The 25,806-nt window shown below is 64.8% G+C and carries 22 protein-coding genes; 7 read left to right on the forward strand and 15 right to left on the reverse strand.

What is annotated here, in order from left to right:
• The first annotated feature begins 5 nt into the window (after nt 1-5).
• The gene (locus tag EJ069_RS21705) at nt 6-1,898 is read left to right on the forward strand and encodes an ABC transporter ATP-binding protein (RefSeq protein WP_126063045.1); all 1,893 of its coding nucleotides are present in this window, start codon (nt 6-8) and stop codon (nt 1,896-1,898) included.
• On the opposite strand, the gene EJ069_RS21710 is transcribed toward EJ069_RS21705, so the two are convergent.
• Nucleotides 1,872-2,144, reverse strand: coding sequence for an exopolysaccharide production repressor exox (locus tag EJ069_RS21710; protein WP_126063046.1), 273 nt, complete (start codon nt 2,142-2,144; stop codon nt 1,872-1,874). The genes EJ069_RS21705 and EJ069_RS21710 overlap by 27 nt on opposite strands.
• A 606-nt stretch (nt 2,145-2,750) precedes the next feature.
• Between EJ069_RS21710 and EJ069_RS21715 the strand changes: the two genes are divergently transcribed.
• The 4 genes from EJ069_RS21715 to EJ069_RS21730 all read left to right on the forward strand — a co-directional run bounded on the left by EJ069_RS21715 (nt 2,751) and on the right by EJ069_RS21730 (nt 7,341).
• Nucleotides 2,751-3,428 (forward strand): sugar transferase, encoded by a 678-nt coding sequence (locus EJ069_RS21715; protein WP_042645112.1) that lies wholly within the window; start codon nt 2,751-2,753, stop codon nt 3,426-3,428.
• Nucleotides 3,429-3,627: 199 nt separating this feature from the next.
• Nucleotides 3,628-4,806 (forward strand): polysaccharide biosynthesis/export family protein, encoded by a 1,179-nt coding sequence (locus EJ069_RS21720; RefSeq protein ID WP_245456238.1) that lies wholly within the window; start codon nt 3,628-3,630, stop codon nt 4,804-4,806.
• Nucleotides 4,807-4,925: 119 nt separating this feature from the next.
• The gene (locus EJ069_RS21725; protein ID WP_126063047.1) at nt 4,926-6,017 is read left to right on the forward strand and encodes an acyltransferase; all 1,092 of its coding nucleotides are present in this window, start codon (nt 4,926-4,928) and stop codon (nt 6,015-6,017) included.
• Between the two features lie 40 nt (nt 6,018-6,057).
• The gene (locus tag EJ069_RS21730; RefSeq protein ID WP_126063048.1) at nt 6,058-7,341 is read left to right on the forward strand and encodes an O-antigen ligase; all 1,284 of its coding nucleotides are present in this window, start codon (nt 6,058-6,060) and stop codon (nt 7,339-7,341) included.
• Between the two features lie 122 nt (nt 7,342-7,463).
• Here EJ069_RS21730 and EJ069_RS21735 read toward each other — a convergent pair whose 3' ends face one another.
• The 8 genes from EJ069_RS21735 to EJ069_RS21770 all read right to left on the reverse strand — a co-directional run bounded on the left by EJ069_RS21735 (nt 7,464) and on the right by EJ069_RS21770 (nt 15,878).
• Complete coding sequence (locus EJ069_RS21735; protein WP_126063049.1) at nt 7,464-8,039, reverse strand: DUF1349 domain-containing protein; 576 nt, start codon at nt 8,037-8,039, stop codon at nt 7,464-7,466.
• A 20-nt stretch (nt 8,040-8,059) separates the two neighbouring features.
• Nucleotides 8,060-9,499, reverse strand: coding sequence for an aldehyde dehydrogenase family protein (locus tag EJ069_RS21740; RefSeq protein ID WP_126063050.1), 1,440 nt, complete (start codon nt 9,497-9,499; stop codon nt 8,060-8,062).
• A gap of 120 nt (nt 9,500-9,619) precedes the next feature.
• Nucleotides 9,620-10,105: a hypothetical protein gene (locus EJ069_RS21745; protein ID WP_126063051.1), complete on the reverse strand. Its 486-nt coding sequence runs from the start codon at nt 10,103-10,105 to the stop codon at nt 9,620-9,622.
• Nucleotides 10,106-10,167: 62 nt separating this feature from the next.
• Complete coding sequence (locus tag EJ069_RS21750) at nt 10,168-11,055, reverse strand: ABC transporter permease (RefSeq protein WP_126063052.1); 888 nt, start codon at nt 11,053-11,055, stop codon at nt 10,168-10,170.
• Nucleotides 11,052-12,011: an ABC transporter permease gene (locus tag EJ069_RS21755; protein ID WP_126063053.1), complete on the reverse strand. Its 960-nt coding sequence runs from the start codon at nt 12,009-12,011 to the stop codon at nt 11,052-11,054. The genes EJ069_RS21750 and EJ069_RS21755 overlap by 4 nt, the downstream gene beginning before the upstream one ends.
• A 26-nt stretch (nt 12,012-12,037) precedes the next feature.
• A complete protein-coding gene (locus tag EJ069_RS21760; protein WP_126063054.1) occupies nt 12,038-13,678 on the reverse strand; it encodes an ABC transporter substrate-binding protein in 1,641 nt (546 codons plus the stop codon).
• A 56-nt stretch (nt 13,679-13,734) separates the two neighbouring features.
• Nucleotides 13,735-14,508, reverse strand: a complete 774-nt coding sequence (locus EJ069_RS21765; protein ID WP_126063055.1) for a DUF427 domain-containing protein — start codon at nt 14,506-14,508, stop codon at nt 13,735-13,737.
• Between the two features lie 11 nt (nt 14,509-14,519).
• Complete coding sequence (locus EJ069_RS21770; RefSeq protein WP_126063056.1) at nt 14,520-15,878, reverse strand: LLM class flavin-dependent oxidoreductase; 1,359 nt, start codon at nt 15,876-15,878, stop codon at nt 14,520-14,522.
• A 190-nt stretch (nt 15,879-16,068) separates the two neighbouring features.
• Between EJ069_RS21770 and EJ069_RS21775 the strand changes: the two genes are divergently transcribed.
• The gene (locus EJ069_RS21775) at nt 16,069-17,874 is read left to right on the forward strand and encodes an ABC transporter ATP-binding protein (protein WP_126063057.1); all 1,806 of its coding nucleotides are present in this window, start codon (nt 16,069-16,071) and stop codon (nt 17,872-17,874) included.
• 4 nt (nt 17,875-17,878) lie between these two features.
• Here the strand turns inward: EJ069_RS21775 and EJ069_RS21780 are convergent, their stop codons facing one another.
• The 6 genes from EJ069_RS21780 to EJ069_RS21805 all read right to left on the reverse strand — a co-directional run bounded on the left by EJ069_RS21780 (nt 17,879) and on the right by EJ069_RS21805 (nt 24,571).
• The gene (locus EJ069_RS21780; protein ID WP_126063058.1) at nt 17,879-18,772 is read right to left on the reverse strand and encodes a sugar phosphate isomerase/epimerase; all 894 of its coding nucleotides are present in this window, start codon (nt 18,770-18,772) and stop codon (nt 17,879-17,881) included.
• A 70-nt stretch (nt 18,773-18,842) separates the two neighbouring features.
• On the reverse strand, nt 18,843-19,781 hold the full coding sequence (locus EJ069_RS21785; protein WP_126063059.1) for an ABC transporter substrate-binding protein: 939 nt from the start codon (nt 19,779-19,781) through the stop codon (nt 18,843-18,845).
• 83 nt (nt 19,782-19,864) lie between these two features.
• On the reverse strand, nt 19,865-20,863 hold the full coding sequence (locus tag EJ069_RS21790; protein WP_126063060.1) for a ribose ABC transporter permease: 999 nt from the start codon (nt 20,861-20,863) through the stop codon (nt 19,865-19,867).
• Nucleotides 20,860-22,416, reverse strand: a complete 1,557-nt coding sequence (locus EJ069_RS21795; RefSeq protein WP_126063061.1) for a sugar ABC transporter ATP-binding protein — start codon at nt 22,414-22,416, stop codon at nt 20,860-20,862. Before EJ069_RS21795 ends, EJ069_RS21790 begins: the two co-directional genes overlap by 4 nt.
• Nucleotides 22,413-23,792 (reverse strand): carbohydrate kinase, encoded by a 1,380-nt coding sequence (locus tag EJ069_RS21800; protein ID WP_126063062.1) that lies wholly within the window; start codon nt 23,790-23,792, stop codon nt 22,413-22,415. The genes EJ069_RS21795 and EJ069_RS21800 overlap by 4 nt, the downstream gene beginning before the upstream one ends.
• Nucleotides 23,789-24,571, reverse strand: coding sequence for a DeoR/GlpR family DNA-binding transcription regulator (locus tag EJ069_RS21805; RefSeq protein WP_126063063.1), 783 nt, complete (start codon nt 24,569-24,571; stop codon nt 23,789-23,791). Before EJ069_RS21805 ends, EJ069_RS21800 begins: the two co-directional genes overlap by 4 nt.
• Nucleotides 24,572-24,764: 193 nt before the next feature.
• Between EJ069_RS21805 and EJ069_RS21810 the strand changes: the two genes are divergently transcribed.
• The gene (locus tag EJ069_RS21810; protein ID WP_126063064.1) at nt 24,765-25,805 is read left to right on the forward strand and encodes a class II aldolase/adducin family protein; all 1,041 of its coding nucleotides are present in this window, start codon (nt 24,765-24,767) and stop codon (nt 25,803-25,805) included.
• The last annotated feature ends 1 nt before the right edge of the window (nt 25,806 follow it).

A 25,806-nucleotide genomic window follows, 5' to 3' on the forward strand; every position in this document is an offset into this window, starting at 1 on the left:
GGGACATGGGCTGGTCCTCGAAGTTTCGCCTGTCGTTTTTCCGCGACGTTGCCGGCTTCGGCGGCATGATGGCGCATGTCGGCGGGCGACGCACCGCGACGGCGCTGACCTTCCTGATCCTGGGCAGCCTCACCGAAGGCATCTCGATCCTGCTGCTCGTCCCGCTGCTGCGCCTGATAGGCAGGGCCGAACAGGATTACGCAGTTCGAGTGCCGGAAGCCTTGCATTGGCTGGTGCCCGGCGGAACGCTGTCGCTGGCGACGGTGCTGTGCCTGCTTGTCGCGCTGGTGGCGCTGCAGGCGATTTTCAACCGCTTCAAGTCGGTCTACATGGCGCGGCTGCTCTACGATTTCGTCAACCGCGTGCGCATGAACCTGTTCGAAAGCATCGGCCGGGCGCGCTGGGGTGTTTTCACCCGCATCCGCAGCTCCGATCTCGACCACGCGCTGAACGGCGATGTCGACCGCGTGCAGGTAGCCGCCTTCTCGCTGCTGATGCTCACCCAGGCGACATTGCTTCTCACCGGCTATCTCGTGGTCTCGCTGTTCATCTCGCCGGTGATGACGTCCTTCGCCATCCTCATCGGCCTGGTGCTGCTGGTTGCGCTGCAGCCGTTCCGGGCACGCGCCAGCGCCTATGGCCGCGCGCTGACCGGCAACCGCCAGGACCAGTATCGCACGGTCTCCGAGTTTCTCGGCGGCATCAAGGTCGCCAAGAGCCTCAATGTCGAGGCGAGCTATTTCGTCGAGCTCGGCGCGACGCTGGACAGGATGAAGGCCGACAACATCGCCTTCGTGCGCAACTCTTCGCTCGGCACCGCCCTGTTCCAGATGGCGAGCGTGATCGGACTCAGCCTCTTCATCTACATCGCGCTGGTCCGCTTCCACCTTTCGCTTGCCGAGATCGTCGTGCTGCTCCTGGTCTTCATGCGGGTGGCGCCGCGCTTCATGGACATGCAGCTTCAAACCCAGCAGGTGCTGATCAACCTGCCGGCCTACGCTTCGATGCAAGCCCTTCAGGCCCGCTTCGACGCCGAGCCCGAGCCGACCCAAGGCATGGCCGAACGAGGCGCGAGACTGTCGCTCGAGACCGGCCTCAACATCCGCGAGGTATCGTTCGCCTATGGCGAGGGTGACGCAAGACCGGTGGTCAGCGATATCACCTTCGGCCTGCCCGCCGGCAAGGTGACGGCGCTGATCGGCCCTTCCGGTTCCGGCAAGAGCACGATCGCCGACATGCTGCTCGGCCTGCTCGAACCCACCAGCGGCCGGATCCTGGCCGACGGCGTGGAGATCACCGCGCAAAATCGCAGGGCGTGGCGCGATCAGGTCGCCTATGTACCGCAGGATGTGTTCCTGCTGCATGACACGATCGCCGCCAATCTTCGTCTTGCCGCGCCTGGGGCCAACGACGAGGAGCTATGGGCGGCCCTGCGCAACGCCCATGCGGCCGATTTCGTGGAACAGCTGGCATCGCGGCTGGAGACGGTGGTGGGCGACCGCGGCGTCCGGCTTTCCGGCGGCGAGCGGCAGCGCATCGCCTTGGCGCGGGCGCTGCTGCGCAAGCCATCGCTGCTCATCCTCGACGAGGCGACGAGCGCGCTCGACTGGCAGAACCAGTCGCTGATCGCGCAATCGATCGAGGCTTTGCGCGGCCGGATGACGATTTTGACCATCGCGCACCGGCCGTCGATGATCGCCTTCGCCGACTGGGTCGTGGCCATCGAGAACGGGCGCATCGTCGAGGTCGGACAATATCGGCGGCTGAAGGCAAAAGCCGGCAGCCGGCTGGCCAGGATGCTGTCCGGCGAGCAGCCAGGGCAGGAGACCACGCCATCGGTCGAGATCGCGCAGGACCCTCAGACCGGACGGTCAGTGGAGGCTGCGTCTGGCGCTTAGCTTTTCGCCGTCGGCGACCTTGTTCAGGATTACGCCGCGGTCGGCTTCGCGGATCTTGTCGGTCGAAGTCGGCGTTGCCCTGCCGATCATGGCGAAGACCAGAAGGAAATAGCCTGCCTGGATGATCACGGCGCAAACGATGGCACGCAAGAGGATGGTGCCCGCCGACGCGCCGTCGAAATAAGACCAGCCGATGACGATCGCCAGCGCGAACATCATGCCTATAAAGAATTTTGGCAGAGACATGTTCGCCGGCCTCTCAACCGAGACGAGCATGCAGAAGCTGCGACTTACCCACCCGCGTAACTCCCCGTTGCGCCAAAGAACTCTTTCTGGCTGCCCATCCGGCCGGTTGCTTCCGGCCTTCCTTACCCATGCAGACTATGACAGGAACAATTTGCGACTCTATTAAGGCAGGCTGATCGGAGCAAGGCCCGGCAGGTATGGTTTCCAACGATTTTACGAGATCGACTCTGCCATGCTGCGTCGCACACTGCGGCTTGAGCGGCTATTCAATGCCGCCCCTTTCGCTTCAGTAAAACCCGCGACTTTGAATAGTATTTTATCTGAATAACTTACCGTTGCGAGTGCTTTTGGCGTCATGCAACCGCGTTTCGTCTGCAGCAAAGAACGAACTGTCCAAAAAAGGCCCGAAAGGCGGACTACATTTTCATGGATTTCTATCAGCTTGTCATAAACGCGCCACAAAGGTGAAAATTTGGGCACGGAAGGTTTATTATTTAGTCAATTCATGACGTGAACATTTCAGCGCGATGGGAAATTGTGTGTTGCGCTGCAGCATTTTTTTGATATCTTGCCGTAAACCATCCGTTCAACGTATGGAGCTTCTGCATGAGGGATGTCGCCAAGTCGGCTAATGCGGGTTTTGCGCAGGTCGGCGTTGATTTTCCACCCCCCATCGGCGGTCTGCTCAAACGCAGCTTCGATATCGTCGGTTCCCTGTCAGGGCTGGTTCTGCTCAGCCCGCTTTTCCTGATGGTCGCCTTGCTGGTCAAGCTTTCGGACAACGGTCCGATCTTCTACGGCCACAAGCGAATCGGCCGTGGCGGCAGGATTTTCTCCTGCCTCAAATTCCGCACCATGGTGCCGGACGGCGAGCGCGTGCTTGCCGCCTATCTGGCGGCCAATCCGGAGGCCAACGCCGAATGGATCGCGACGCGCAAGCTGAAGAACGATCCGCGCGTCACCCGCGTCGGCGCGGTGCTTCGCAAGCTCAGCCTCGACGAGCTGCCGCAGATCCTCAACATCCTGCAGGGTGATATGAGCCTTGTCGGCCCGCGCCCGGTCGTGCGCGACGAGCTGGAAATCTATGGCAGCGCCGCCGTCTATTACCTGAAGTCACGTCCGGGTCTCACCGGGCTGTGGCAGGTGAGCGGCCGCAACGACGTATCCTATGACACGAGGGTCGCCTTCGATCGCCATTATGTCGAGAACTGGTCATTGTTCGAGGACATTCGCATCATCTTCAAGACAGTTCCTGCCGTGTGGATGTCGCGCGGCAGCTATTGACCGGAACTATCGACCAACAGGCCTGCCCCGCGGTAACCGGGGCAGGCATCCGGCAGTGATCTCATTCGGGCGGATGGGGCCAAAGCGGATCGGAAACGTTCATTTGACAAAAGACCTCTTCGGACTGTCTTTCGCCTGCAGTCTCATATCTCGGACACCAGCCCGCGTCGCGGGCTTCTTGCTTGCGGCGTCACTGGCCATGCCGCAATTCGCCGCCGCCGGCGACTATCAGCTCGGCCCGCAGGACAAGCTCAACATCCGCGTCGCCGAATGGCAGACGGTCGACGGCACGTTCCGCGACTGGTCGGCCGTCAATGGCGAATATTCGGTCGGTCCGGGCGGGACGCTCTCGGTGCCGTTCGTCGGCGACATTCAGGCCGCCGGCAAGACGACGGCCGAGATCGCCTCGGCGATCGGGCTCGCGCTGCAGCGTAAGCTGGCGCTGCCCGACAAGCCGGAAGCCTCGGTCGAGATGGCGCAGTTCCGGCCGTTCTACATTTCGGGCGAAGTCCAGAATCCCGGCCAGTTTCCCTTCGTGCCCGATCTGACGGTGCTCAAGGCAATCAGCATCGCCGGCGGCATTCGGCGCAATGCCGACAACGGCCCGCAGATCGAAAAGGATCTGATCACCGCCAAGGGCAGCTATGACATCTATGACGACCAGCGCTTACGGCTGATGGTCAGGCGAGCCCGTATCGACGCCGACCTGGCGGGGAAAACGACTTTCGAGGTGCCTCAGGAAATCCAGGGCGATCCGAGATTGCCGACCATCGTCGCCGACGAAACGGCGATCCTGGTTTCCGACCAGAAGTCGCTGAAGCTGAAGCTCGATGCGCTCGACCAGTTGAAGGGTGTTCTGCAGTCGGAAATCGAATCGCTGCAAAAGAAGATCGCCAACCAGCAGAAGCAGGTCGATCTGGCGGAGCAGCAGGCAAACAGCATCGGTCCGCTGGCGCAGAAAGGCCTGATTGCCAATGCGAGATTGCTTTCCTCGCAGCAGACGGTCGCCGACCTGCAAGGCAAGATCCTGGACTACGAGACGGCTATCCTCACCGCCAAGCAGTCGATCAGCAAGGCAGAGCAGGACGCGATCGATGCCCGTAACACGCTGGGTTCGAGCCTCACTGCCGATCGGCAGCAAACGGAGACGAACCTCAACGAGGCGGCCTTGAGGGTCGGCATGCAGAAGGGCCTGATCGCTCAGGCGTCGGATCCAGCAACGACTGCCGCTCTCACCGGCAGTCAAGAACCGCCCCTGCTCTATTCGCTGGTGCGGGTCGCCGACGGCAAGACGAGCGAGATCGAGGCCAAGGAAGACACGCCTGTGCTGCCGGGCGACGTGATCAAGGTGAAGCTGGCGCCGACGACCAGCCAGTAGCGTCGCCGGCCACGGCTTGCACGCAGCGAACCGAGGAACGGAGGCGGGAGGGACACGTCAGGCTCGTCCGCGTCACGGCGGGGGCGGGCGATCTTGTTTGGACCGCTTGAAGGCATAACATGCAGCCCGCAGCCCCGCGTCACGTGTATCTGAATCTCGACGCCATCCGCGGCGTGGCGGCGATCAGCGTCATGCTCTATCACTTCTCGCCGTTCCTGGCCGATGGCAAGGTGCTGCCGTCGAGCTATCTCGCGGTCGACCTTTTCTTTCTGCTGAGCGGCTTCGTCATAGCGCATGCCTATGACCGCACGATCGAGAACGGCATGGGCTTCGGCTCGTTCGTGGCGATCCGCCTGATCCGGCTTTATCCGCTTTATCTCGCCGGCACGCTGCTCGGCTTCTTCTATCTGCTGGTCAAGAACAGGCTGATGCCGGCCGAGTACATGCCGCTGTCCGAGGTCGGCCTGCAGCTGACGACAGGCATGTTCTTCATCCCGCTGGTCAGCGACGCTTATCACACGATCTTCCCGCTCAACCCCGCTTCGTGGTCGCTGTTCTTCGAGCTGATCGTCAACATCGCCTATGTCGCGGTGTTCGTCCTTTTGTCACGGCGGATGCTGACGGGGATCGTCGTCGTTAGCCTGGTCCTGCTCGTCGCTGCCTCTGTTTTCGCCGGCACGCTGGATTTCGGCATGACCGGCAAGACCATCGTCAGCGGGCTGCCGCGCGTCACCTTCTCGTTCTTCCTCGGGGTGCTGCTTTGCCGCTCCATGGCGCGCTGGCAGGGCAGTCTCGGCTTCCTGCGGCGCGGCTTGTGGGTCGAAGGCGCGATCCTGCTCACCCTTGCCGTCTTCGCCATCGCACCGGCCGGCGGCGCGCGCGTTGTCTACGATCTTGCGGCAATCGTCATCGTCTTCCCAATCATGGTGGCGACCGGCGCGGTGGCGCCGACCGCACCGCTTCTGTCAGGCTTCTATGGCTGGCTCGGGCGGATTTCCTACCCGATCTACATCATCCACACGCCGATGCTGATGATCATCGCCGGAGCCGGCAAGGCCTTCTCCATCGATCCTTTCGCGCACCATCCCTGGTTCGGTATCGTCATGGCGGTCTCGGTCGTCGTGATCGCGGACATCGCCACGCGCGTTTATGACGAGCCGGTGCGGCGCTTCCTGCAGCGGCAGATGCAGCGCGCGCGAGCCGTGGCTTAGCGCGGCTCACTCAAGAAGGGCTCAACGGACAAAATCCGGCATGAAGATTCCGAAATCCATTCTGATCGATCCCGATCGCAACGAGACCTACGGCGCCTTCGCGGTCGCGGTTTCCGTGATCGCCTTCGCCTATTCGCCCAATTTCGGCCAGATCCTGATCCTCGCCTACTATGCCGTCTGGCTGCCGCTGCTGTTCGTGGACTACCGGCGCTTCACCTGGAGGCTTTCCGCGGCGTGGCTGCCGATCACGCTTGCGCTCTATGTCTGCCTCTCGGTGTTCTGGTCCCAGGCGGCGGGCATCAGCGCGCGCGCGGCGGTGCAATATACCTCGCACATCGTCTGCGCCTATGTCGCGGCGCGCACCATCAGCGTGCGCACGCTGCTGGCGGGCTCGCTGATCGGTATCTTCGTCGTCCTGCTCTATTCAATGAAAGTCGGCGCTTATGCGCTCGACATCATGGACGGCACCGTCAATTTCGTCGGTGCCTTCGGTTCCAAGAACCAGGTCGGCTTCTTCGCCTCGCTCGGCATCTTCTTTTGCCTTGCGTTCCTGGTCTTCTATCGGCGCAATTGGCTGGGCTTCGCCTGGACCGCGCCAATCATGCTTTTGTCGGTCTACATGCTGGCAATCGCCCATTCGGCGACGTCCGTGGCCTCGTTGCCGGCCGTGATCGGCGTCGTGTCGCTGCTCACCATGAGCAAGGTGCTGTCGCTGCGCTATCGCCGCGTGCTGTTCGTTGTCGGCGCCGGTGCGCTGGTGACGGCTGTCGTGGCAGCGCTCAACCTGGGCCTGCTGGATGTCGTGCTCGGCATCTTCGGCAAGGATTCGACGCTCACCGGCCGCACCTATCTGTGGGAGCAGGGCTGGGAGGCGGCGCAGCAGCATCCGCTGCTCGGCTATGGCTATGCCGCCTACTGGGTACAGGGCTTTGCCGATCCGGAGCGGCTGTGGGCGGAATTCTATATCTCGACCCGCACGGGTTTCCACTTCCACAACACCTATGTCGAGACGCTGGTGGAAATCGGCTTCATCGGCGCCACCCTGCTGGCGCTGGTCATCCTGCGCGCTTTCTATGGCCATGTGTCGAAAGTGGTGTTCGGCGACTGGAGCGCCGATTCGGTGGTGCTTGCCGGCGCGATCGGACTGATGCTGATCCGCTCCTTCTTCGAGGTCGAGATGCTCGGCCCCTACTTCACGGCGTCCTTCATCGTCTATTACGGCCTGTTCAGGCTGACCCCGTTGCCGGCTTTCCGGCGCCGCAGGGTGGCCGTTCCGGCCGAGGACGAGAGGCCTGCCAATGGCCGCGTCCCGGCGCCGGTCTGATCAGAATAGCCAAGCGCAGTTCCGGGCGGAAACCGCTGCGCCGGAGACAACAGTTTCGACCTCAACAGCTTCGTCAGCGTGCGCAAAGAGAAGGGTGGGTTTGTCCACAACCGCTCCCGATGTCAGTCGTGCAGGTCCCGCGAAATCGCCGGCGCGATGGTAAAATCGGAAAACGTCACCTCAAAACCCTCGCGCTGCGGCGAGCAGCACATCATGCCGACATCGACCGACTTCGAGACCGGGAAATAGGCCAGCCGCACCGGCTTCCAATGGCCGTCGGCGGCATCCAGATACTGGATGCGGATCGCCTCGGCGTGGCGGGTCAGGCGGATCCTGACCCCGTCCTTGCCGGCGGCGATGGCGACAAGCGACCAGTCGGAGGTGTCGTTGGTGACGACGACCGAGAAATAGGCCAGGCCGTCGGTGTATTCGATGCCGGCCTTGATCCAATGCGTTTCGCTCAGGCGCAGCATCAGCCCCGCCTGATCGTAGAGCACCTTGTAGTCGCCCTTGACGGTGACCTCGGCACTGAAGTCACCCTCGACGGGACGGTAGAGGAAATGGCCGTTGTCGCGCCAGAAGCCGTAAAAAGTCTCGCGCCAGAAATCCGTATCCTTGCCGGTGCGGACGGTGAGCGTGCCGTCGCCGACCGCGTGGTGCGGCGGCGGGTTGAGCCATGTCATGTCGGCCACGCTCATCGATCCCCTCCCGGTTTGGATCAGCCGGCGAACGTATAGGCGGTCTTCACCGTGGTGTAGAACTCCATGGCGTAGCGGCCCTGCTCGCGCGGACCGTAGCTCGAGCCCTTGCGGCCGCCGAACGGCACGTGGAAGTCGACGCCCGCCGTCGGCAGGTTGACCATGACCATGCCGGCTTCGGAATTGCGCTTGAAATGCGTGGCATGCTTGAGGCTGGTGGTGCAGATGCCCGAGGTGAGGCCGAACGGCGTGTCGTTGGCGACGCTGAGCGCTTCGTCATAATCCTTGACGCGGATGACGTTGGCGACCGGGCCAAAGATCTCTTCGCGCGAGATGCGCATGGCATTGTTGGAGCCAACAAACAGCGCCGGCTGCAGGTAGAAGCCCGGCGTGCCGCGCTCCAGACGATCTCCGCCGAAGGCAAGCTCGGCGCCTTCCTGCCGGCCGATGGCGATGTAATCCTCGTCCTGCTTGAGCTGGGTCTGGTCGACGACCGGGCCGATCTGGGTCTTGGCGTCGAGCGCATCGCCGATGACCAGCTTGTCCAGGCGTTCCTTCACGGCGTCGACGAAACGGTCGTGGATGCCGTCGGTGACGATCAGGCGCGAGGATGCCGTGCAGCGCTGTCCAGTCGAGAAATAGGCGCCGTTGACGGCGCAGTCGACGGCGACCGCGAGGTCGGCATCGTCGAGCACGACCAGCGGGTTCTTGCCGCCCATCTCGAGCTGGAACTTGCGCATATGCTCCACACTTGCCGCGGCGACGCGCTTGCCGGTGCCGACCGAGCCGGTGAAGGAGATGGCGTTGACGTCGGGGCTGTCGAGCATCGCCTGGCCGACCACCGAGCCCTTGCCCATGACGAGGTTGAGCACGCCCTTGGGCAGGCCGGCGCGGTGCAGGATGTCGACGATGGTCCAGGCGCTTTCGGGAACCAGCTCAGCCGGCTTGAAGACGATCGTGTTGCCGTAGGCGAGCGCCGGCGCGATCTTCCAGGCGGGAATGGCGATGGGGAAATTCCACGGCGTGATGATGCCGACGACGCCGACACCCTCGCGGGTCATCTCGACGCCGACGCCCGGCCGCACGCTCGGCACCATCTCGCCCGACAGGCGCAGCGTCTCGCCGGCGAAGAAGTCGAATATCTGCGCGGCGCGGATCGTCTCGCCGACACCCTCGGCCAGCGTCTTGCCTTCTTCACGCGCGAGCGAGCGGCCGATCTCGTCCTTGCGCGCCATGATCTCGTCGGAGGTCTTCTTCAGCACCGCGTGGCGGGCCAGCGGACCCGAGCGCGACCAGGCCGGAAACGCGGCCTTGGCGGCGGCAATGGCCTGCTTTGCCTCCTCCGGGCCGGCCGAAGCGTATTCGCCGACGACGTCGTTGGTGTTCGAGGGGTTGATGTTGCGCGAGCCGGCCTCGCCGAGCCACTCGCCGTCGATCAGGTTCTTGCGGTGCAGGGTCATCTTGTTTTTCCTTGGGTTTTGGTCGCGACGGCCTCTGGCCGGGTCAATTGTCAGACAAATGATATAGTCATTGTCCGGGAGGAGGTCTACCCGCGATCTTAAACCTAGAGCCGGTTCGCGTCAGGTCGAGAACGACCAGGACAGGCAGGCGAGCGTGACCGCGCCGAACACGACGAAGAACAGGCTTCTGAGCAGGACGTTGCGGCGAAGCTCGTTCATGGTGAGGTGTGCCGCCACGATAGCCGCGACGAACAGGAAGCGCCAGTTGAAGAGCGCCCAAAGCACCTCGTGCTGGCCGAAGGCCCATCTGGCGATCAGCGCGCCGACAATGGTCGCGAACAGCATGATCGTCGCCCAGAAGATCGCGTCGGCGGCATGGGTCAGCACGATGCCGGCGGCCCGGATCGGCAGGACCATCATCAGCATGGCGCCGAAGAAATAGACGGCGGCGATGGCCAGGAAGGAGCCGGCGTCGGCGATGCCGTCGAGCCGCTTCACGCCAAACGCGCCGTAGGGATAGCCGTGCCTGGCAACCGCCAAAGAGAGCGCCATCAGCAATGCGCTCAGAACCGTTAGCAGTGCGAATGTGCCGAGGGCCTTGCTCATGCCGTTCCCTGTCGAGACGAATCAACGGGAGTCTAGCAGAGCGCGAGCCTCAGAAGGTCAAATCACCGTTCGCTATTCTCGAAGGCGCCGATACCTTGAGCGATGAGGTTGGTCGCCATGACCAGCGAGACGATCGCGGCTGAGTTGAAGACGACGACCCACCATTTGCCGCCGGTGAGGAAGCCGTAACCTTCGGCGACCGCCAGGCCCCAGTCGGCCGAGGGCGGCTGGATGCCGAGGCCGAGAAAGCTCAGCGTGGCGATCGAGAAGAAAGCGTAGCCGAGCCTGGTGACGAGCTCGATCAGGATCGTCTCCCTGATGTTTGGCAGGATCTCGAGCACCATGATGGCCAAGGCATTCTCGCCGCCGAGGCGGGCCGCGCTGACATATTCGCGCCCCTTTTGCTCGCGCACCGCGGCGCGCACGGTCCTGGCCACCAGCGGCGCATAGGCGATGGCGATCACCAGGATGACGGTCAGGTTCGAGGGCCCGAGCGCAACCAGCGTCATGGTGACCAATACGATGAAGGGGAAGGCCATCAGCGTGTCGAGCAGCCTGGCGCCGACCGCGTCGACCAGCCCATCGAAATAGCCAAGCACCAGGCCGATGATGGTGCCAGCGGTAACGCCGCCCAACGTCGCGAGCGGCGCGACCAGCAGGATGTCGCGCGATCCGACGATGATGCGGGACAGCACGTCGCGACCGAGATGATCGGTGCCGAACCAGTGCGCGGCGTCCGGCGGCGTCAGCGTGGCGAGGAAATCCTCGGCATAGGGGTCGTAGGGAACCAGCCGGTCGCCGAACAGGGCGCAGGCGATCCAGAAGGCGAGGATCAGCGATCCGATGATGACGGAGACGGGAAGGCCGCGAACGGCGCGGCCCAGCCTGCCGGCGACCCGCAGGACATCGGGCGCGTGCGACGGCGCCGGGAACTCCAGGAGATCCATCATAACGACGCCCGCCGCCGCTGCCGCGGGTCGAGCAGCGCCTGGACGAGATCCCCGGCCGCGGCCGACAGGACAAAGATCGTCGCCATGACCAGCACGCCTGCTTCCAGCATCGGGAAATCGCGCGACTTGGCGGCATTGAGCACAAGATTGCCGAGGCCCTGGATGCCGAACAGCGCCTCGATCACCACCAGCCCGCCGAGCATGTAGCCGCTCTGCGTCGCCAGCACCGCGATGGTCGGCGTCAGCGCGTTGGGCAGCACGTGGCGGACAATGACCTGCCGGCGATCAAGCCCTTTCAGGATGGCGGTGCGCGTATAGTCGGCGGCCAGCGCCTCGATGACGCCGGCCCGCGTCATGCGCGCCAGATAGCCGGCGAGGTTGAGCACCAGCGGCAGCGCCGGCAGGATCAGATAGTAACCGCTCGTCCAGAAGCCTACGCCATCGGGCGCGGCACCGGTGATCGGCAGCCAGTCCAGCCACAGGCCGAAGACCAGGAGCAGGAGCAGGCCGGAGACGAAATCCGGGACGATGCCGAAGGAGATGCCGGCGAGCACGATCAGCCGATCGGCGAGCCGACCCTGGTTCAAGCCCGCGACGATGCCCGCGCCGACGCCCAGCGGCACAAGAAACAAAAGGATGATGCCGGCAAGGGCCGCCGAGCGGCCGAGGCTTGCCAGCACGAAGGGTGCGACCGGCGCGCGCATGGACAGCGATGTGCCGAAGTCGCCGCCAAGCGCCGCGCTGAACCAGCGCCAATATTGGACAAGGACGGGCTGGTCGGCGCCGAGCTGTCTGTTCAGCGCCGCGACGGCCTGCGCATCGGCGAAGGGACCGAGCATGACGCGCGCGACATCGCCGGGCAGGACCTGCCCGGCGAGGAAGACCAGCGCGCTGACCAGCCACAAGGTGAGGAGCAGCGAAGCCGCGCGCGCCGACAAGGTGCGGCCGGTCAGCATCCGGCTCCGGCCCTCCGGTTTGGTCGTCATGCCTGGACAAAGGAAACGCGGTCGAGCAGAAGATGCGAGATCGCGGTGAAGCGCACGCCTTCCACTTTAGCGCTGGAGATGCGGCTGTATTGCGAGAAGTAGCTGATGATCTCCGGCGTCTCGTCGAGCAGCAGGGTCTGGATCTTGCCGGCCGCGATGCGCTGCGTCTGCAGGTCGCGGGCCTTGCCGTATTCCACCAGCAACGCGTCATAGTCCGCATTCTTGAAATGCGCCGCGTTCCACGCGCCGTCGCTCTTCAGCGTCGCGTTGAGAAAGATGTCGGGCGTGCCGCGATGGCCGAAATCGGTAATGCCGAGATTGGAATCGAGCCATGGCGAGCTGCCGAAGGTCGCCGATCCATAATAGGCATCCTGCGGCAGGACATTGAGCTTGATGTCGATGCCAGCCTTCTTGGCGAAGTTCTGGATGATCACGGCGTAGTCGGGAATGTCGTAGGCGCGTTCGGTGGTCAGCGTCACCTCGAAGCCGTTGGGCACGCCGGCCTCGGCGAGCAGACGCTTGGCCTCGGCGATGTCCTGCTTGCGCTGCGGCACCGACGGATCGGCCGAGGGGAAGATCGGCGCGAACGGGGTGTCGTTGCCGACGATGGCGCGACCCTTGAGCAGGCCCTTGACGATGGCCTCGCGGTCGAGGGTGAGAGCCAGGGCCCGGCGGATGCGCTTGTCGGTGAACGGCGCCTGGTCGGTCCTCAGATGCACGGCGTCGTGCGAGCTCGCCTGGACGCTGAGCAGCTTGAAATTGGCATTGCCCTCGATCGCGAGTTCCAGGCGCGTGGTGCTCGGGATGACGTCGAGCTGGCCGGCCTGCAGCGCCACGACCTGCGCCTGCTCGTCGTCGAAGAATTTGATCTCGACCCGGTCGGGCAGCGCCTTGTCGCCCCAGTAATCGGGATTGCGCACGAAGCTGGCGCCCTGCTTGGGACGGAAGGATTCGAGCTTGAACGGACCGGTGCCGTTGAAATTCTTCTCGAAGTCGCCGGCATAGTCGGCCGGCAGGATCACGGCGTTGTAGACGTCGGAGGAGACATAGAAGGGGAAATTCGAGTTCGACTGGTCGAGATCGAAGGCGACCGTCTCGTCGTCGACGATCTTGGCGCCGCCCTTGGAGAGGATGCCCTTGTAGGCGGAGAGCGCCGAGGAGCCGCTGTTCGGATCGACCAGACGCTCGAAGCTCGCCACCACGTCCTTGGCGGTGACGGTGCGGCCGTCATGGAATTTCACGCCGGGCCGCAGCTTGAAAGTCCAGCGCTTGGCCGTCTCGTCGGCTTCCCAGGACAAAGCGAGCTTCGGCTGCAGCCCGTCTTTGGGATCGTCGAGGATGAGATATTCGCCGACTTGGCTGAGCACGCCGATGCTGGCCGGATCGGTGACCGTGACCGGATCGATCGCCTTGGTCGGCTGGCCGAGCCCGACGCGAACAGTGCCGCCGGGGGCAGCTGCGCGGGCCCGGGAGAAACCGAGGCCTTGCGAAGCCGCAAAGCCGGTCAGGCCGATGAGCGCGGCGTATTTCAACAGGTCGCGACGCTTGAGATAGCCCTTGGCGTATTCGTCGACGGCGACGTTCCAGATGTCGCCGGAGAGATTGCGAAGGGCGTCGATTTCGTTGCGTTTGGTCATTTTTGCCTCTGTGAAAATCGTGGTTTCTGAAATGAAGCGGAGAAGACGGGGCCGGATCAGACCGGCTGGCCGTCGAGATGGATGCGGTCGACTGCTTGCGGATAGAAGGCGATCAGGCCCTTGATCTTCGGCATCTCGGCGATCGGATCGCGGTAAGCCCAGGCGATGTCCTCGCGCAGCGAACCGTCCTTGAGCACGCCCGACCAGTAGGACGCGATGCCCTTGTAGGGACATCGGGTCCTCGTCAACGAGGCCCTCAACCGGTCGAGCCGGACATCCTCCGGCGGCAGGTAGAAGCGCGTCGGCAGGTGCGTTTCGAAGAGCAGCACGGGACGGCGGCTGTCGGCGATCGGCTCGCCGTCGAACCAGATCTCGACATGGCTGGAGCTCTGCAGCACGTCGATGCGCGCATAGGGATCGCGGGCATGGACGAAGACCTCTTCGTCCTCCTCGAACCACTGGTCCACGAGGTTCCAGGTGAAGGCGACGCGGCCGGCGAGCGGCGCGAGGTTCTCATCCGGCGGCGCCGTGAACGACCAGGCGGCATCGGCGGCGCGCCTGTCGCCGGCTTCGATGTCCCAGTATTTCGTCTCGCCGCCGATCGGATGCTGCTGGCCCTGTTTCGACGGCTTCAGCACCGACTGGTCAACGGCCGCCAGCGGGAAGAAGTAGATCGGCAGGAAATGGTTGGAGCGCAGCACCAGCACGTTGCGGCTGTCGGCGATGACGCGGCCGCCGAACTTGACGCGGATGCGCTTGGGGCTGTGCAGGACGTTGATCAGTTGCGGCGCGGTCGCCTCGCGCGGCTGCAATCTCGGTGCGGCGGTCATGACGGCTCTCCTCAGGACACGGCGCGCTGGTTGGCGCGCTGCTCGGCGAAGCGGTTGGCAGGGCGGGCGAGGCCGAAGCGGTCGCGCAGCGTTCCGGGCGCGTATTCGGTCGGGAAGACGCCGCGGCGCTGCAGCTCCGGCACGACCTGTTCGGCGAAGTTGATCCAGTCTTCCGGCAGCAGCGGGAACATCAGGTTGAAGCCGTCGGCGGCACCTACCTCGAACCAGTCCTGCAGCTGGTCGGCGATCTGCTTCGGCGTGCCGGCGACGGTCGGCACCGAACCGCTGTTGGCGAGTTTTCGCGCGATCTCGCGCAGCGTCAGGTTCTGCGTCGCCCACTGCTTGACGCGGTTGAGCGAGGTGCGGCCGCCGTTGAAGGTGCTTTCGTCGGGAAGCTGCGGCAGAGGGCCGTCCGGCGGATAGGCCGAGAGATCGATGCCGCTCCAGCTCGACAGGAGATCGATGCCGACGCGGTCCGGCAGCAGCGTCTGGAGATAATCCTGCCTGTCGCGGGCCTCGGCCTCGGAAGCGGCGACGATCGGCAATATGCCGGGCAGGATCTTGAAGCTCTCCGGCCGCCGGCCATGACGGGCGAGGCGCTCGTTGATGTCCTCGCGATACCGGATGCCGTCTTCCCTGGTGCTGTAGATGGCGAAATGGGCGTCGGCATGGGCGGTGGCGAAATTCTTGCCGTCTTCCGACGAACCGGCCTGGACGATCAGCGGGTGGCCCTGCGGCGGCCGCGAGACGTTGAGCGGCCCGCGCACCTTGAAATGCGCGCCGCGATGGTCGAGCACATGGACTTTGTCCGGATCGGCGAAGTAGCCGGTCTCCTTGTCGAACAGCAGGGCTTCGTCCTCCCAGCTGTCCCACAGCCCCTTGACGATATCGAGGAATTCGGCGGCGCGCTGATAGCGGAAGGCGTGCTCGATATTGCCGTCGCGGCCGAAATTGCGCGCCTCCTCGTCCATGGCCGAGGTGACGACGTTCCACGACGCCCTGCCGCCACTGATATGGTCGAGCGAGGCGAACAGGCGCGCGACATTATAGGGTTCGCTGTAGGAGCTCGAAGCGGTGGTGATAAGGCCGATATGTTTCGTCACGCCGGCCAGTGCCGACAGAAGCGTCAGCGGCTCGAGGCGGGCATTGGCGTAATGCGCGACGCCGCTCTTGACCGAATCCCAGATGGACACATGGTCGGCGACGAAGATGGTGTCGATCCTGGCGCGTTCGGCGGCCTGGACCAGCTCGCGGTAATAATCGAAGCCAAGCACTTCCCGGCCGGGCGCGCGCGGATGGCGCCACGACATGCGATGGTCGCCCTGCGGGTTGAAGAAGAATGCGCTCAGGATCAACTGATTTCGCGCCATGCCGGCCTCCTTGCAAATCGCTGGGAGAGAGGCGGGCGCCGTTTTGTCCGGCGGCCCGCGATCTCCGATTTACAAAAGGCTAGATTGCGCTTGGGCTTTATTCGAGTAATTTTATAGAGATAATATACTATGCAAGCGGAAGCGATTGCCCTCGATTAGGGCACCGGCAGAAAGCGATTTCGAGGTCTTGATGTCCCCTTCGGTGCTGAATGTGGAAAAACTTTCCATCGCCTATGGCGGGAAAAGAGGATGGCAATCCGCCGTCGACGGCGTGTCGCTCTCGATAGGCCAAGGCGAAGCGTTGGGACTGGTCGGCGAGTCTGGCTCGGGCAAGAGCTCGGTGGCCATGGCGATCCTGCGCTACCTGCCCGGTAATGCGCGCCTGGCGGCCTCGGCGATCGAGTTCCAGGGACGGGAAATCCGCGGCCTCTCCGGCGAGGAGCTGCGCGGCCTGCGCGGCGATCGCATCGCGGCTGTCTACCAACATCCGGGCGCCGCGCTCAGTCCGGCCATGACGATCGGGAGGCAGATCGGCGAGACGATCATGCGCCATCGCCCGGTGCGCCACGAGGAAGCGCGCTGGCGCTCGGCCGAGTTGCTCCGGCGTGTGCGCGTCGCCAATCCGGAGCGGGTGCTCGATCTCTATCCGCATGAGCTCTCCGGCGGCATGCAGCAGCGCGTCAATATCGCCATCGCCATCGCGCTCGACCCGACGCTGCTGGTGCTGGACGAGCCGACCACGGCGCTCGACGCCAGCGTGCAGTCGGAAGTCATCGCCATCCTCGACGATTTGCGCCGCGACCACAAAACCAGCATTCTTCTCATCAGCCACGACATCAACCTGATTCGCCGTTCCTGCGACCGCGTCGCGGTGATGCAGTCGGGCGCGGTGGTCGAGAGCGGCGGCGCCACGGATGTCTTCGAGAACCCGGCCCATGCCTATACCAAGGCGCTGATCGCCTCGATCCCGGCGCTCAATTTCACCAAGCGTGACGGGCGGCTGGCTGAAATCGGCACGAGCGCTCGTGGCCGTACCGGGGCGATCCCCGCTCCTGCCGCTCCAAGAGACAGGCAGATCGCCATCGCCTGCAAGAACATCTGTCATTCCTTCGGCGACCAGGCGGTGCTTCACAATGTCGACCTCAGCATCGGGCAGGGCGAGACCTTTGGCTTGATCGGCGAATCCGGCTCCGGCAAATCGACGCTGGCCAGGATCGTGACCGGGCTGCAGACGCCGAGCCAAGGTTCGGTCGAGCTGTTCGGCAGGACGGTGGCACCGCGCGCCGAAAGGCGGGCGCCGGGCGAACGGCGCGACGTGCAGATGGTCTTCCAGTCGCCGGACCGCACGCTCAATCCGCGCCACCGGATCGGGCGGATCATCAGCCGGCCGCTGCGGCGGCTTGCCGGCCTTGGCCGGACCGATGCGAAGAACCGCGTTGCCGAGCTTCTCCGCTCCGTCCGGCTGACCGACACGACCGCCGAACAGAAGCCACGCTCGCTTTCCGGCGGCCAGCGGCAGAGGGCGGCGATCGCGCGCGCCTTCGCCGGCGCGCCGAAGGTGGTGGTGCTTGACGAGCCGACCTCGGCGCTCGACGTCTCGGTGCAGGCGACGGTGCTCAACCTGCTCAACGATCTGCAGCGCGACAGGAACACGACGTACCTGTTCATCAGCCACGATCTCAGGGTGGTGCGTTACATGGCCGACAGGATCGGCGTGCTCTATCGCGGTCGGCTGGTCGAGACCGGCACATCCGAACAGGTATTTGGCGGGCCCAACCACCCCTACACGAAGCTGCTTTTGGCGGCGTCTTCAGACGAGGCGCCCGCAGCTTCCGCGCAGGCGGAGATCGCGGCCGAGATCACGTCCAAGAGCGGATGCTCATTCGCCGGCCGCTGTCCGTTGGCGCAGCCCGGTTGCCTGAAAGCGGAACCGCCCGCCACCGATGCGGGCGACGGCCATCTGATCGCCTGCTGGCGGCGCGGCGAATTGTCCTGAAGCTTCAGGGCCGCTGCGAAGCCGAGACGAGATCGGCCTTGCGCCGCGCCGTCTCCAGGCCGACCGCGATGAAGCGGCGCGCATGGCGGGCGAGCTCCATATTGTCGGTCCACAGATTGCGCCAGATCGCCGTCTTCCGCGACAGGTTCTCGTCGACGATCTCCGAGGAGAAGGACTCGAAGCTGAGGTCGTCGCTGTAGCCGATCGCCGTCAGCGCATCGAAGATCGCGGCGAAGTCGATGCTGCCGGTGCCGAGGAAGCCGCGATGGCTCTCGCCGATATGGACATAGCCGATCTTCTTCGCGGCGTGGCGGATGGCCAGCCCGACATCGGCCTCCTCGATGTTCATATGGAAAGTGTCGAGATGCAGGAAGATGTTGTCGGAGCCGGTGTCCTCGATGAAGGCCAGTCCTTGCGCGGCGGTGTTGAGCAGGTTGCTCTCGAAGCGGTTGACGATTTCGAGATTGAGCGTGACCCCGGCAGCCTTGGCGGTCTCGGCAACCTTGGCAAGTGTCCCGGCGCTGCGGTTCCACTGGTCGCGCGTCGGTGCTTCGGTCTGCAAACCGTGACTAGTCGAGAGGATGCCGCCGACCTTTTGACCGCCGAGGTCGCGCGTGAGGGCGACAGTGCGGTTCAGGATCTCGACGCCGCGCGCGGCGACCGCCTTGTCGGGGCTGGAGATATCGCCATCGGCCGGCAGGCCGATGCTGATCGCAACGCCAAGGCCGAGATCGGCGATGCTCTTGGCGAGCCTGCCGATATCGACATCGGCCGGATCGAGATAGGAGAACTCGATCAGGTCGAAGCCGGCTTCCTTGGTGTTGGCGAGCGTGCGTTCGAGATCCGCCTGCGCCGAGCTCGCAGACCAGACGAAAGAATGGATTCCAATGCGCGACATGATCATCTCCGTCCGATGAATGAGGCGCGGCCGGACCGATCCGGCCGCGCCAGCCTTGGGAGCAGGCTTTTTAGCGGGCCGCCGTCCAGCCCTTGTAGTCCTTCAGGTTCTCGGCGGTGATCAGCTTCGGATCGAGCAGCACGGTCGGCTCGGCCGGCTTCTTGCCGGCAAGCACATCCGCCGCCATCGTCAGCGACTGGCCGGCCATGACATAGGGATCCTGCGAGGCGGAAGCCTTGATCATCGAGGTGCCGGAGGCGAACTCCTTCTCGATGTCGGGGGCGCCGTCGACCGCGGTGATGATGAATTCCGAGCGATTGAGCTGCTTGGCGGCGAGCTGCGCGCCGATCGCCGTCGGATCGTTGATGGCGAACACCGCGTCGATCTTGTCGAAGCGGGTGAGCAGCGACTGGAACACTTTCAGGCCGCCGTCGCGCGAGCCTTCGGCGTTCTGGTCGTCGGACAGGACCTTGATGTCGGCATGCTGCGCAAGCACGTTCTTGCAGCCCTTGACCCGCTCCAGGATCGACGACGAGGCCGGGCCGTTGAGAATGACGTAGTTGCCTTTGCCGCCGGTGTGGTCGACCAGATACTGGCAGGCTTCCTCGCCGGCCTTGACGTTGTTGGTCATCACGGTGACGTCGGCGCCCGGCGCCGAAACGTCGAAGGCGGCGACGACGATGCCGGCCGCCTGCGCCTTCTTGACCGCGGGCGCGATCGCCTTGGCGTCGACGGCGTTGAGCATGATGACGTCGACGCCGGCGGCGATGAAGGAATCGATCTGCGAGACCTGCTTGTTGAGGTCGTAGTCTGCCGAGACGGACGTTACCTCGACCTTCGGATTGATCTTTTTGGCCGCGTCCTCGATGCCCTTGATGGTGGCGACGAAGAAGGGGTTGCCGAGCAGGCCGACCGAGATGCCGACCTTGTTGAGGTCCTTGGCCGATGCCGGCGCGATGGCGAGGGCCGCGAGAGCCGCGCCGCAGAGAAGTTTGGCGATGGTCTTCATTTAGTTGCTTCCTCCGATTGCTCCGCGCCTCTCACGGTGCGTTACACACAATCCGGCTCATCTTGGCCGGCGACCAAGGTCAATCACGTTCTTGCTCCGGCCTGGAGCCGGTAACGGTCGAGGGCGACCGCCACGATGATGACCAAACCCTTGATGATGTACTGCCAGATGTCCGAGACACCGGCCAAAATGAGCCCGTTGGAAAGCACGGCGATGATCAGCCCGCCGATCAGCGTGCCCCAGATCGAGCCGACGCCGCCAACGAAGCTGGTGCCGCCGAGAATGACGGCGGCGATGGCATCGAGCTCGTAGGACTGGCCGAGCTGCAGGCCATTGGCGGCGTAGAGCCTGGCGGCCGACATGACGCCGCCCAGACCAGCGAGCAGGCCCGACACGCCATAGACGAAGAGCAGCACCAGCGGCACCTTGATGCCGGTGAGGCGCGCCGCCTCGGCATTGCCGCCCACGGCATAGATCCAGGTGCCGAGCACGGTGCGCTTGAGCACCAGCCAGGACAGCACCACCACCGTCAGCGCGATGATGACGAGCCACGGAATGCCGAACAGCGAACCATTGCCGATGAAGTCGAAAGGCAGGTCGGAATTGAACACCGTCGTGTCCTCGCCGAGCAGGCGGGCGACGCCGCGCACGGCGGTGAGCGAGCCCAGCGTCACGATGAAGGGCGGCAGCTTGATATAGGCGACAAGCAGCCCGTTGATGACGCCGAAGCCGAGGCCGAGCAGGATGGCGGCCGGAATGCCGAGCATGCCCCAGTCCGGCACCAGCGACACCAGCACCGCGACCATCGCCGAGGCGGCGAGGATCGAGCCGACGGAGAGGTCGATGCCGCCGGTGAGGATGACGAAAGTCATGCCGGCGGCGAGCACGATATTGATCGACGACTGCTGGCTGACGATGAGCAGGTTGGTGCCGGTAAGGAAGCGCGGGTTGATGAACTGGAAGCCGACGGCAAGCAGCACCAGAACCGGCAGCATGCCGAGCGCGGCGAAGGCCGTGCGCAGCCGCCGGCTCCTGACCACTGCCTGATCCGCCGCTTTCGCCACTGTTGAGCTGTCGGTCATCTTGTCGGTCCTTCCTGGGCCGCTCCCGTCGCAAGTTCCATGATCTCTTCCTGACGCAGCGGCCTGCCCTCCGACGCCGTCACCTCGCCGGCGATGGCGCCGTCGCGCATCACCAGCACGCGGTCGGCCACGCCGATCACTTCGGGCAGCTCGCTGGAGATCATCAGGATGGCGATGCCCCTGCCGGCGAGGCTGTCGATCAGCCGGTAGATCTCCGACTTGGCGCCGACGTCGACGCCGCGCGTCGGCTCGTCGAGGATGACGACCTTGGGCTCGGTCTCCAGCAGGCGGGCAAGCAGCACCTTCTGCTGGTTGCCGCCCGACAGCGAGCCGGCATTGGCCTGCGCCGAGCGCGTGCGGATCGAGAGGTCCGCAATAGCCTTTGCCGCGCGCCTGTCGGCGGCGGTGAAATCGCGAAAACCGCCGGCGCGCGCGTCCTTCGCAAGCACGCCCATATTGATGTTGTCCGCAATCGACATGTCGAGGAACAGGCCGAGCTCCTTGCGGTCCTCGGTGAGGTAGGCAATGCCGGCCTCCAGCGCCTCGCGCGGCGAAGCAATGGCAATCGGCTTGCCGTCGAGTTCCAACTCGCCCGCACTGCGGCGGTCGGCGCCGAAGATCAGCCGGGCGAGCTCGGTGCGGCCGGAACCGACCAGCCCCGCCAGCGCCAGGACTTCGCCGTGGTGAAGATCGAACGAGCAGTCCTTCAGCAATCCGCCGTCCGACATGCCGCGCACCGACAGCGCCACACGGCGCTGGCTGTCCGGCGGCCGGTGATCCTTCTTGTAGAAGGCCGAGAGATCGCGGCCGACCATCATCGAGACCAGGCGCGAGGCGTTGAGGTCGGCGCGCTCGAGGGTGCCGACATAGCCGCTGTCGCGCAATACGCTGACCCGATCGGCGAGCTGATAGACCTCTTCCATGCGATGGCTGATGTAGATGATGGCGATGCCCTGCGCCTTCAGCGTCGCGATCACCTCGAACAGGCGGTCGGTTTCGCGCGAGGTCAGCGAGGTGGTCGGCTCGTCCATGACGATGATGCGGGCGCTGGTCGACAGCGCGCGGGCGATCTCGACCAGCTGGCGCTCGCCGAGCGACAGGCTGGAGACCAGGGCGCGCGCCGAAAAGGAAACGCCGAGGCGCTCGACGATTTCCCTGGCGCGGCGATTGCACTGGTCGCGATCGACGATGCCGAACCTGCGCGGCTCGTTGCCGAGGAAGATGTTCTGCGCCACCGTCAGGTTCGGCGCCAGCGACAGCTCCTGGTAGATGACGGCGATGCCCTGGGCGCGGGCCTTGATCGGATCGCCGGTGGCGACCGGCGTGCCGCCGATCAGGATCTCGCCGCCGGCATCCGGCCGATAGGCGCCGGACAGCACCTTCATCAGCGTCGATTTGCCGGCGCCGTTCTCGCCCATCAGCGCATGCAGCTCACCGGCATTGACGGTGAGCGATACGTCCTGCAGGGCGCGGACGGGACCGAAGGTCTTGGAGATGTGGCGCATCTCCAGCACCGGCCTTTGCGGTGCCTCGACATGGGCGGCGGCGCTCATTGCGCAGCTCCTGCCGCCGCGCGGGCTATGTGGCGTCCGGCAATGAGGCCGCGCCAGTCGTCGCGGTAGCGGTCCAGACCCTTGAAGTCCGCGGCGCGTACCGGCTCCGGAGTCTCGGCGGCGAACTCGCGGCCAACGCTCTCGAAGGCAAGCGCCGCGGCGCCCGTGGCGCTGCCTTCCAGCGTGGCGCCCTGCCTGAAGGGCTGGCCCGGCCGTAACGCGGCCAGCAGGGCGGCGAGCAGACCGCCGGTATTCAGCCCGCCATCGACGATGACGGTGTTGCTTGAACGGATCAGATCGAGCGACAGATCGATCATCAATGCCACATAGAGCAATGCCACGGCTGCGCGCTCCTCGGCATCGGAAACCGGTCCGACGATTTCGCCCGTCCGGCCCGACAGCGGTCCGCCCGGGGCAAAGCTCGGCACGGCCATAGTGCCGGCCTCGATCGCCCGCTGTATTGAGGCGGGCGCGATCACGCCCTGCCAATCGCCGCTGATCACGGCGAATTCACGCCCGCCCATGAAGCGAATGGTCGGCACCGGGCGGCCATCGACATCGACATTGACCAGCATGTCGCGTTCGCGGTCGAGCGCCTCGAGCGGGCAGTCCGGGTTGAGCACGATCACCCAGGTGCCCGTCGACACCACAGTGACTGGTCCGAGATCCTGCCGCCGATAGGCGTGAAGCGCGGCGTTGCTGTCATGGACGCCGTTGTGAATAGCGACCGGCTTGCCGGCCCGGCCAAAGCGCCGCTCGCCGGTCACGGCGCCGGCGCGCGCGAAGGCGGGCATTTGACCACGCCAGCCCTCGGCGTCGACCAGCGAGGAGAAGTCGCGCTTGCGCGGCGCCCACAGATGCGAGTGGCAGCCGAGATAGGAGACCTCCGAAACGGCGCGCCCGCCGAAGCGCCAGCTCCAATATTGCGGATAGCCGAGGATCGCCTTCGCCGCCGAGAAGGCGCCGGGCTCCACTTCCTTCAGCCACAGCATGTGGCGGCCATAGTTGAAGCCGAGCGGCAGGCGCGGCGAGAAGGTCTCGGCGAAATCGGGAATGCGGCGATCGATCCGCGCGGCGATATCGGCCGGCGGCTCCTGCTCATAGTCGAGGATCGGATGCGTCTGCGCCGTATCGTCGACCAGCGCGAAGGTGCAGCCATGGCCGGATACCATCAGACCTTCGATGCCGTGGGCATCGGCGGCTTCGTCGACGGCGTCCAGCGCCCAGTCATGCAGGGCCGCTTCGTCAAGCACACTGAGGCTGCCCTTACGTATCCAGTCAGGTTTCGTGCGCCGTTCGTCGACGATGCGCCCGTCCTGCCCGAAGACGAACAGCTTCGAGTTGGTCTTGCCGAAATCGAGCACCGCCATCTTCACTGGACGGCTCCCGAAGGCGAGGCGATACGCACGGTGACGCCGGCATCTTCCAGCATGCGCGCGTCGGCGTCGGAAAGGCCGTCATCGGTCACCAACGTGCCGATGCGCGACAGCGGCAGCGCGACGTTGCGGGCATGGATCGACAGCTTGCGGCTGTCGGCCAGCACCACGATCTGGTCGGCGCAGAGACTGAGGTCGACGATCGAGCGCACCAGCAGCGGATGCGATTCCAGCACGCCCTCATGGCCCAGCCCCTGCGCGCCGAGAAAGAACTTCGAGGCATAGAAGGGCGTGGCCTGGGTGAGCGAATGGATGATGCCGGGCTCGCGGTGCAGATCGCCGCCGGCGATGGTCAGGCTGCAGTGGCCGTGGTCGCTGAGATAGGCGGCGAGCGGCATGGAATTGGTGAAGAGGCGGATGTTGCGGTCGGCGAGCTTGACGCCGAGATGGAAGCAGGTCGAGCCGCCATGGACGATGACCGCATCGCCGTCGCGCACCATGGTGGCGGCGACAGCGGCAATCTGCCGTTTGGCATCGACCGCCAGATCTCGGTTCTCGTCATAGGGCCTGGCATAGGCGATGCCGGCTTGCGAGGCGCCGTCGAGCGCCGAGATGCCGCCATAGACCTTCCTGGCCTCGCCAGCCTCGTCGATCTTGTCGATGTCGCGCCTGACCGTCGCCGCCGAGACGCCGAGCCGCTCCTGCAGCTCGCGCACCGAGGCGAACGGCCGGTCCCGCAATAGCTCGACGATCTGACGCTGGCGGCCGGAGTCGCTCAATTTTTTCCTCCCGACAATGCCATTTGCACGGCAATTGGTGCAACTTACTCAACATCAGGCGGATTGCAAGCCAGTTTTGATGATAGTAGATCACAGTTGACGTAGATCGCTCGCATCTGCGATATCATCACCCATCACTCTCCCGTGACGGGAGATCGTGCGAGACCGACCGAGCCGTTGGAGGAAGATCGCCATGGCGACCACAGTTGATGCGCAGGAGCTGGCTGCCTTGCGGGCGCTTTCGGCCGCCATCGGCGCCGATCCGCACCTGACCCAGGCAGCCGGCGGCAACACATCGCTGAAGGCAGGCGACACACTGTGGATCAAGGCCTCCGGCACATGGCTGAAGGACGCGCTGACCGACGACATCATGGTGCCGGTGGCGATGGGTCCGCTCATCGAGGCGGTGGAACGACGCGATCCGAGCGCCGACAAGCCGCAGGCCTTCGCCATCGATGCCCTCAATCCGCGCGGCCTGCGGCCATCGATCGAGACCACCGTGCATGCGCTGATGCCGCAACGGGTCGTGCTGCATGTCCACTGCGTCGAGACGATCTCACTTGCCGTCCAGGCCGATTGCGAGGCCGAGGCCGGGCGGCGTCTTCAGGGGATTGCGTGGGCGTATGTCCCCTATCGCCGGCCGGGCCTGCCGCTTGCCCAGGGCATTGCCGAACGCCTCCGGCCGGGGGTCGACGTCCTGATCCTCGGCAATCACGGCCTGGTCGTCGCGGCGGAGACGGTGGCCGAGGCGGAGCGTCTGCTGCATCGGGTAAGATCGCTCCTGGCCCGCCCGGCGCGACAGACAGCAGCCCCGGATATCGCGGCGCTGACGGCGCTTGCCGGCGCCAGCGGCTACCGATTGCCGGCGGATGTCGAGGCGCATGCGGTGGCGCTCGACCCGGACAGCTGCCGCATCGCAGAAGCCGGCAGCCTCTATCCGGACCACGTCATCTTTCTTGGCCGGGGCTCCGTCGTGGCAAGGTCCGGCGAGCAGGTCGCCGACGTCGCCGCTCGGCTGAGCACGAATCCCGTCGCGGTGCTCTTTCCCGGCGCCGGCGTGCTGATGCGCGGCGACGCCAGCTCCGGCGCTGACGCCATGCAGCGCTGCCTCGCCGACGTGACCGCGCGCATCGACATCACGGCGCGATTGAACTATCTCACCGCCGCCGAGAATGACGAGCTGGTCAACTGGGATGCCGAGCAGTATCGCCAGAAACTCAACGCCGCGGGTTAGG

The organism is Mesorhizobium sp. M2A.F.Ca.ET.043.05.1.1, assembly GCF_003952445.1.
GTDB lineage: Bacteria > Pseudomonadota > Alphaproteobacteria > Rhizobiales > Rhizobiaceae > Mesorhizobium.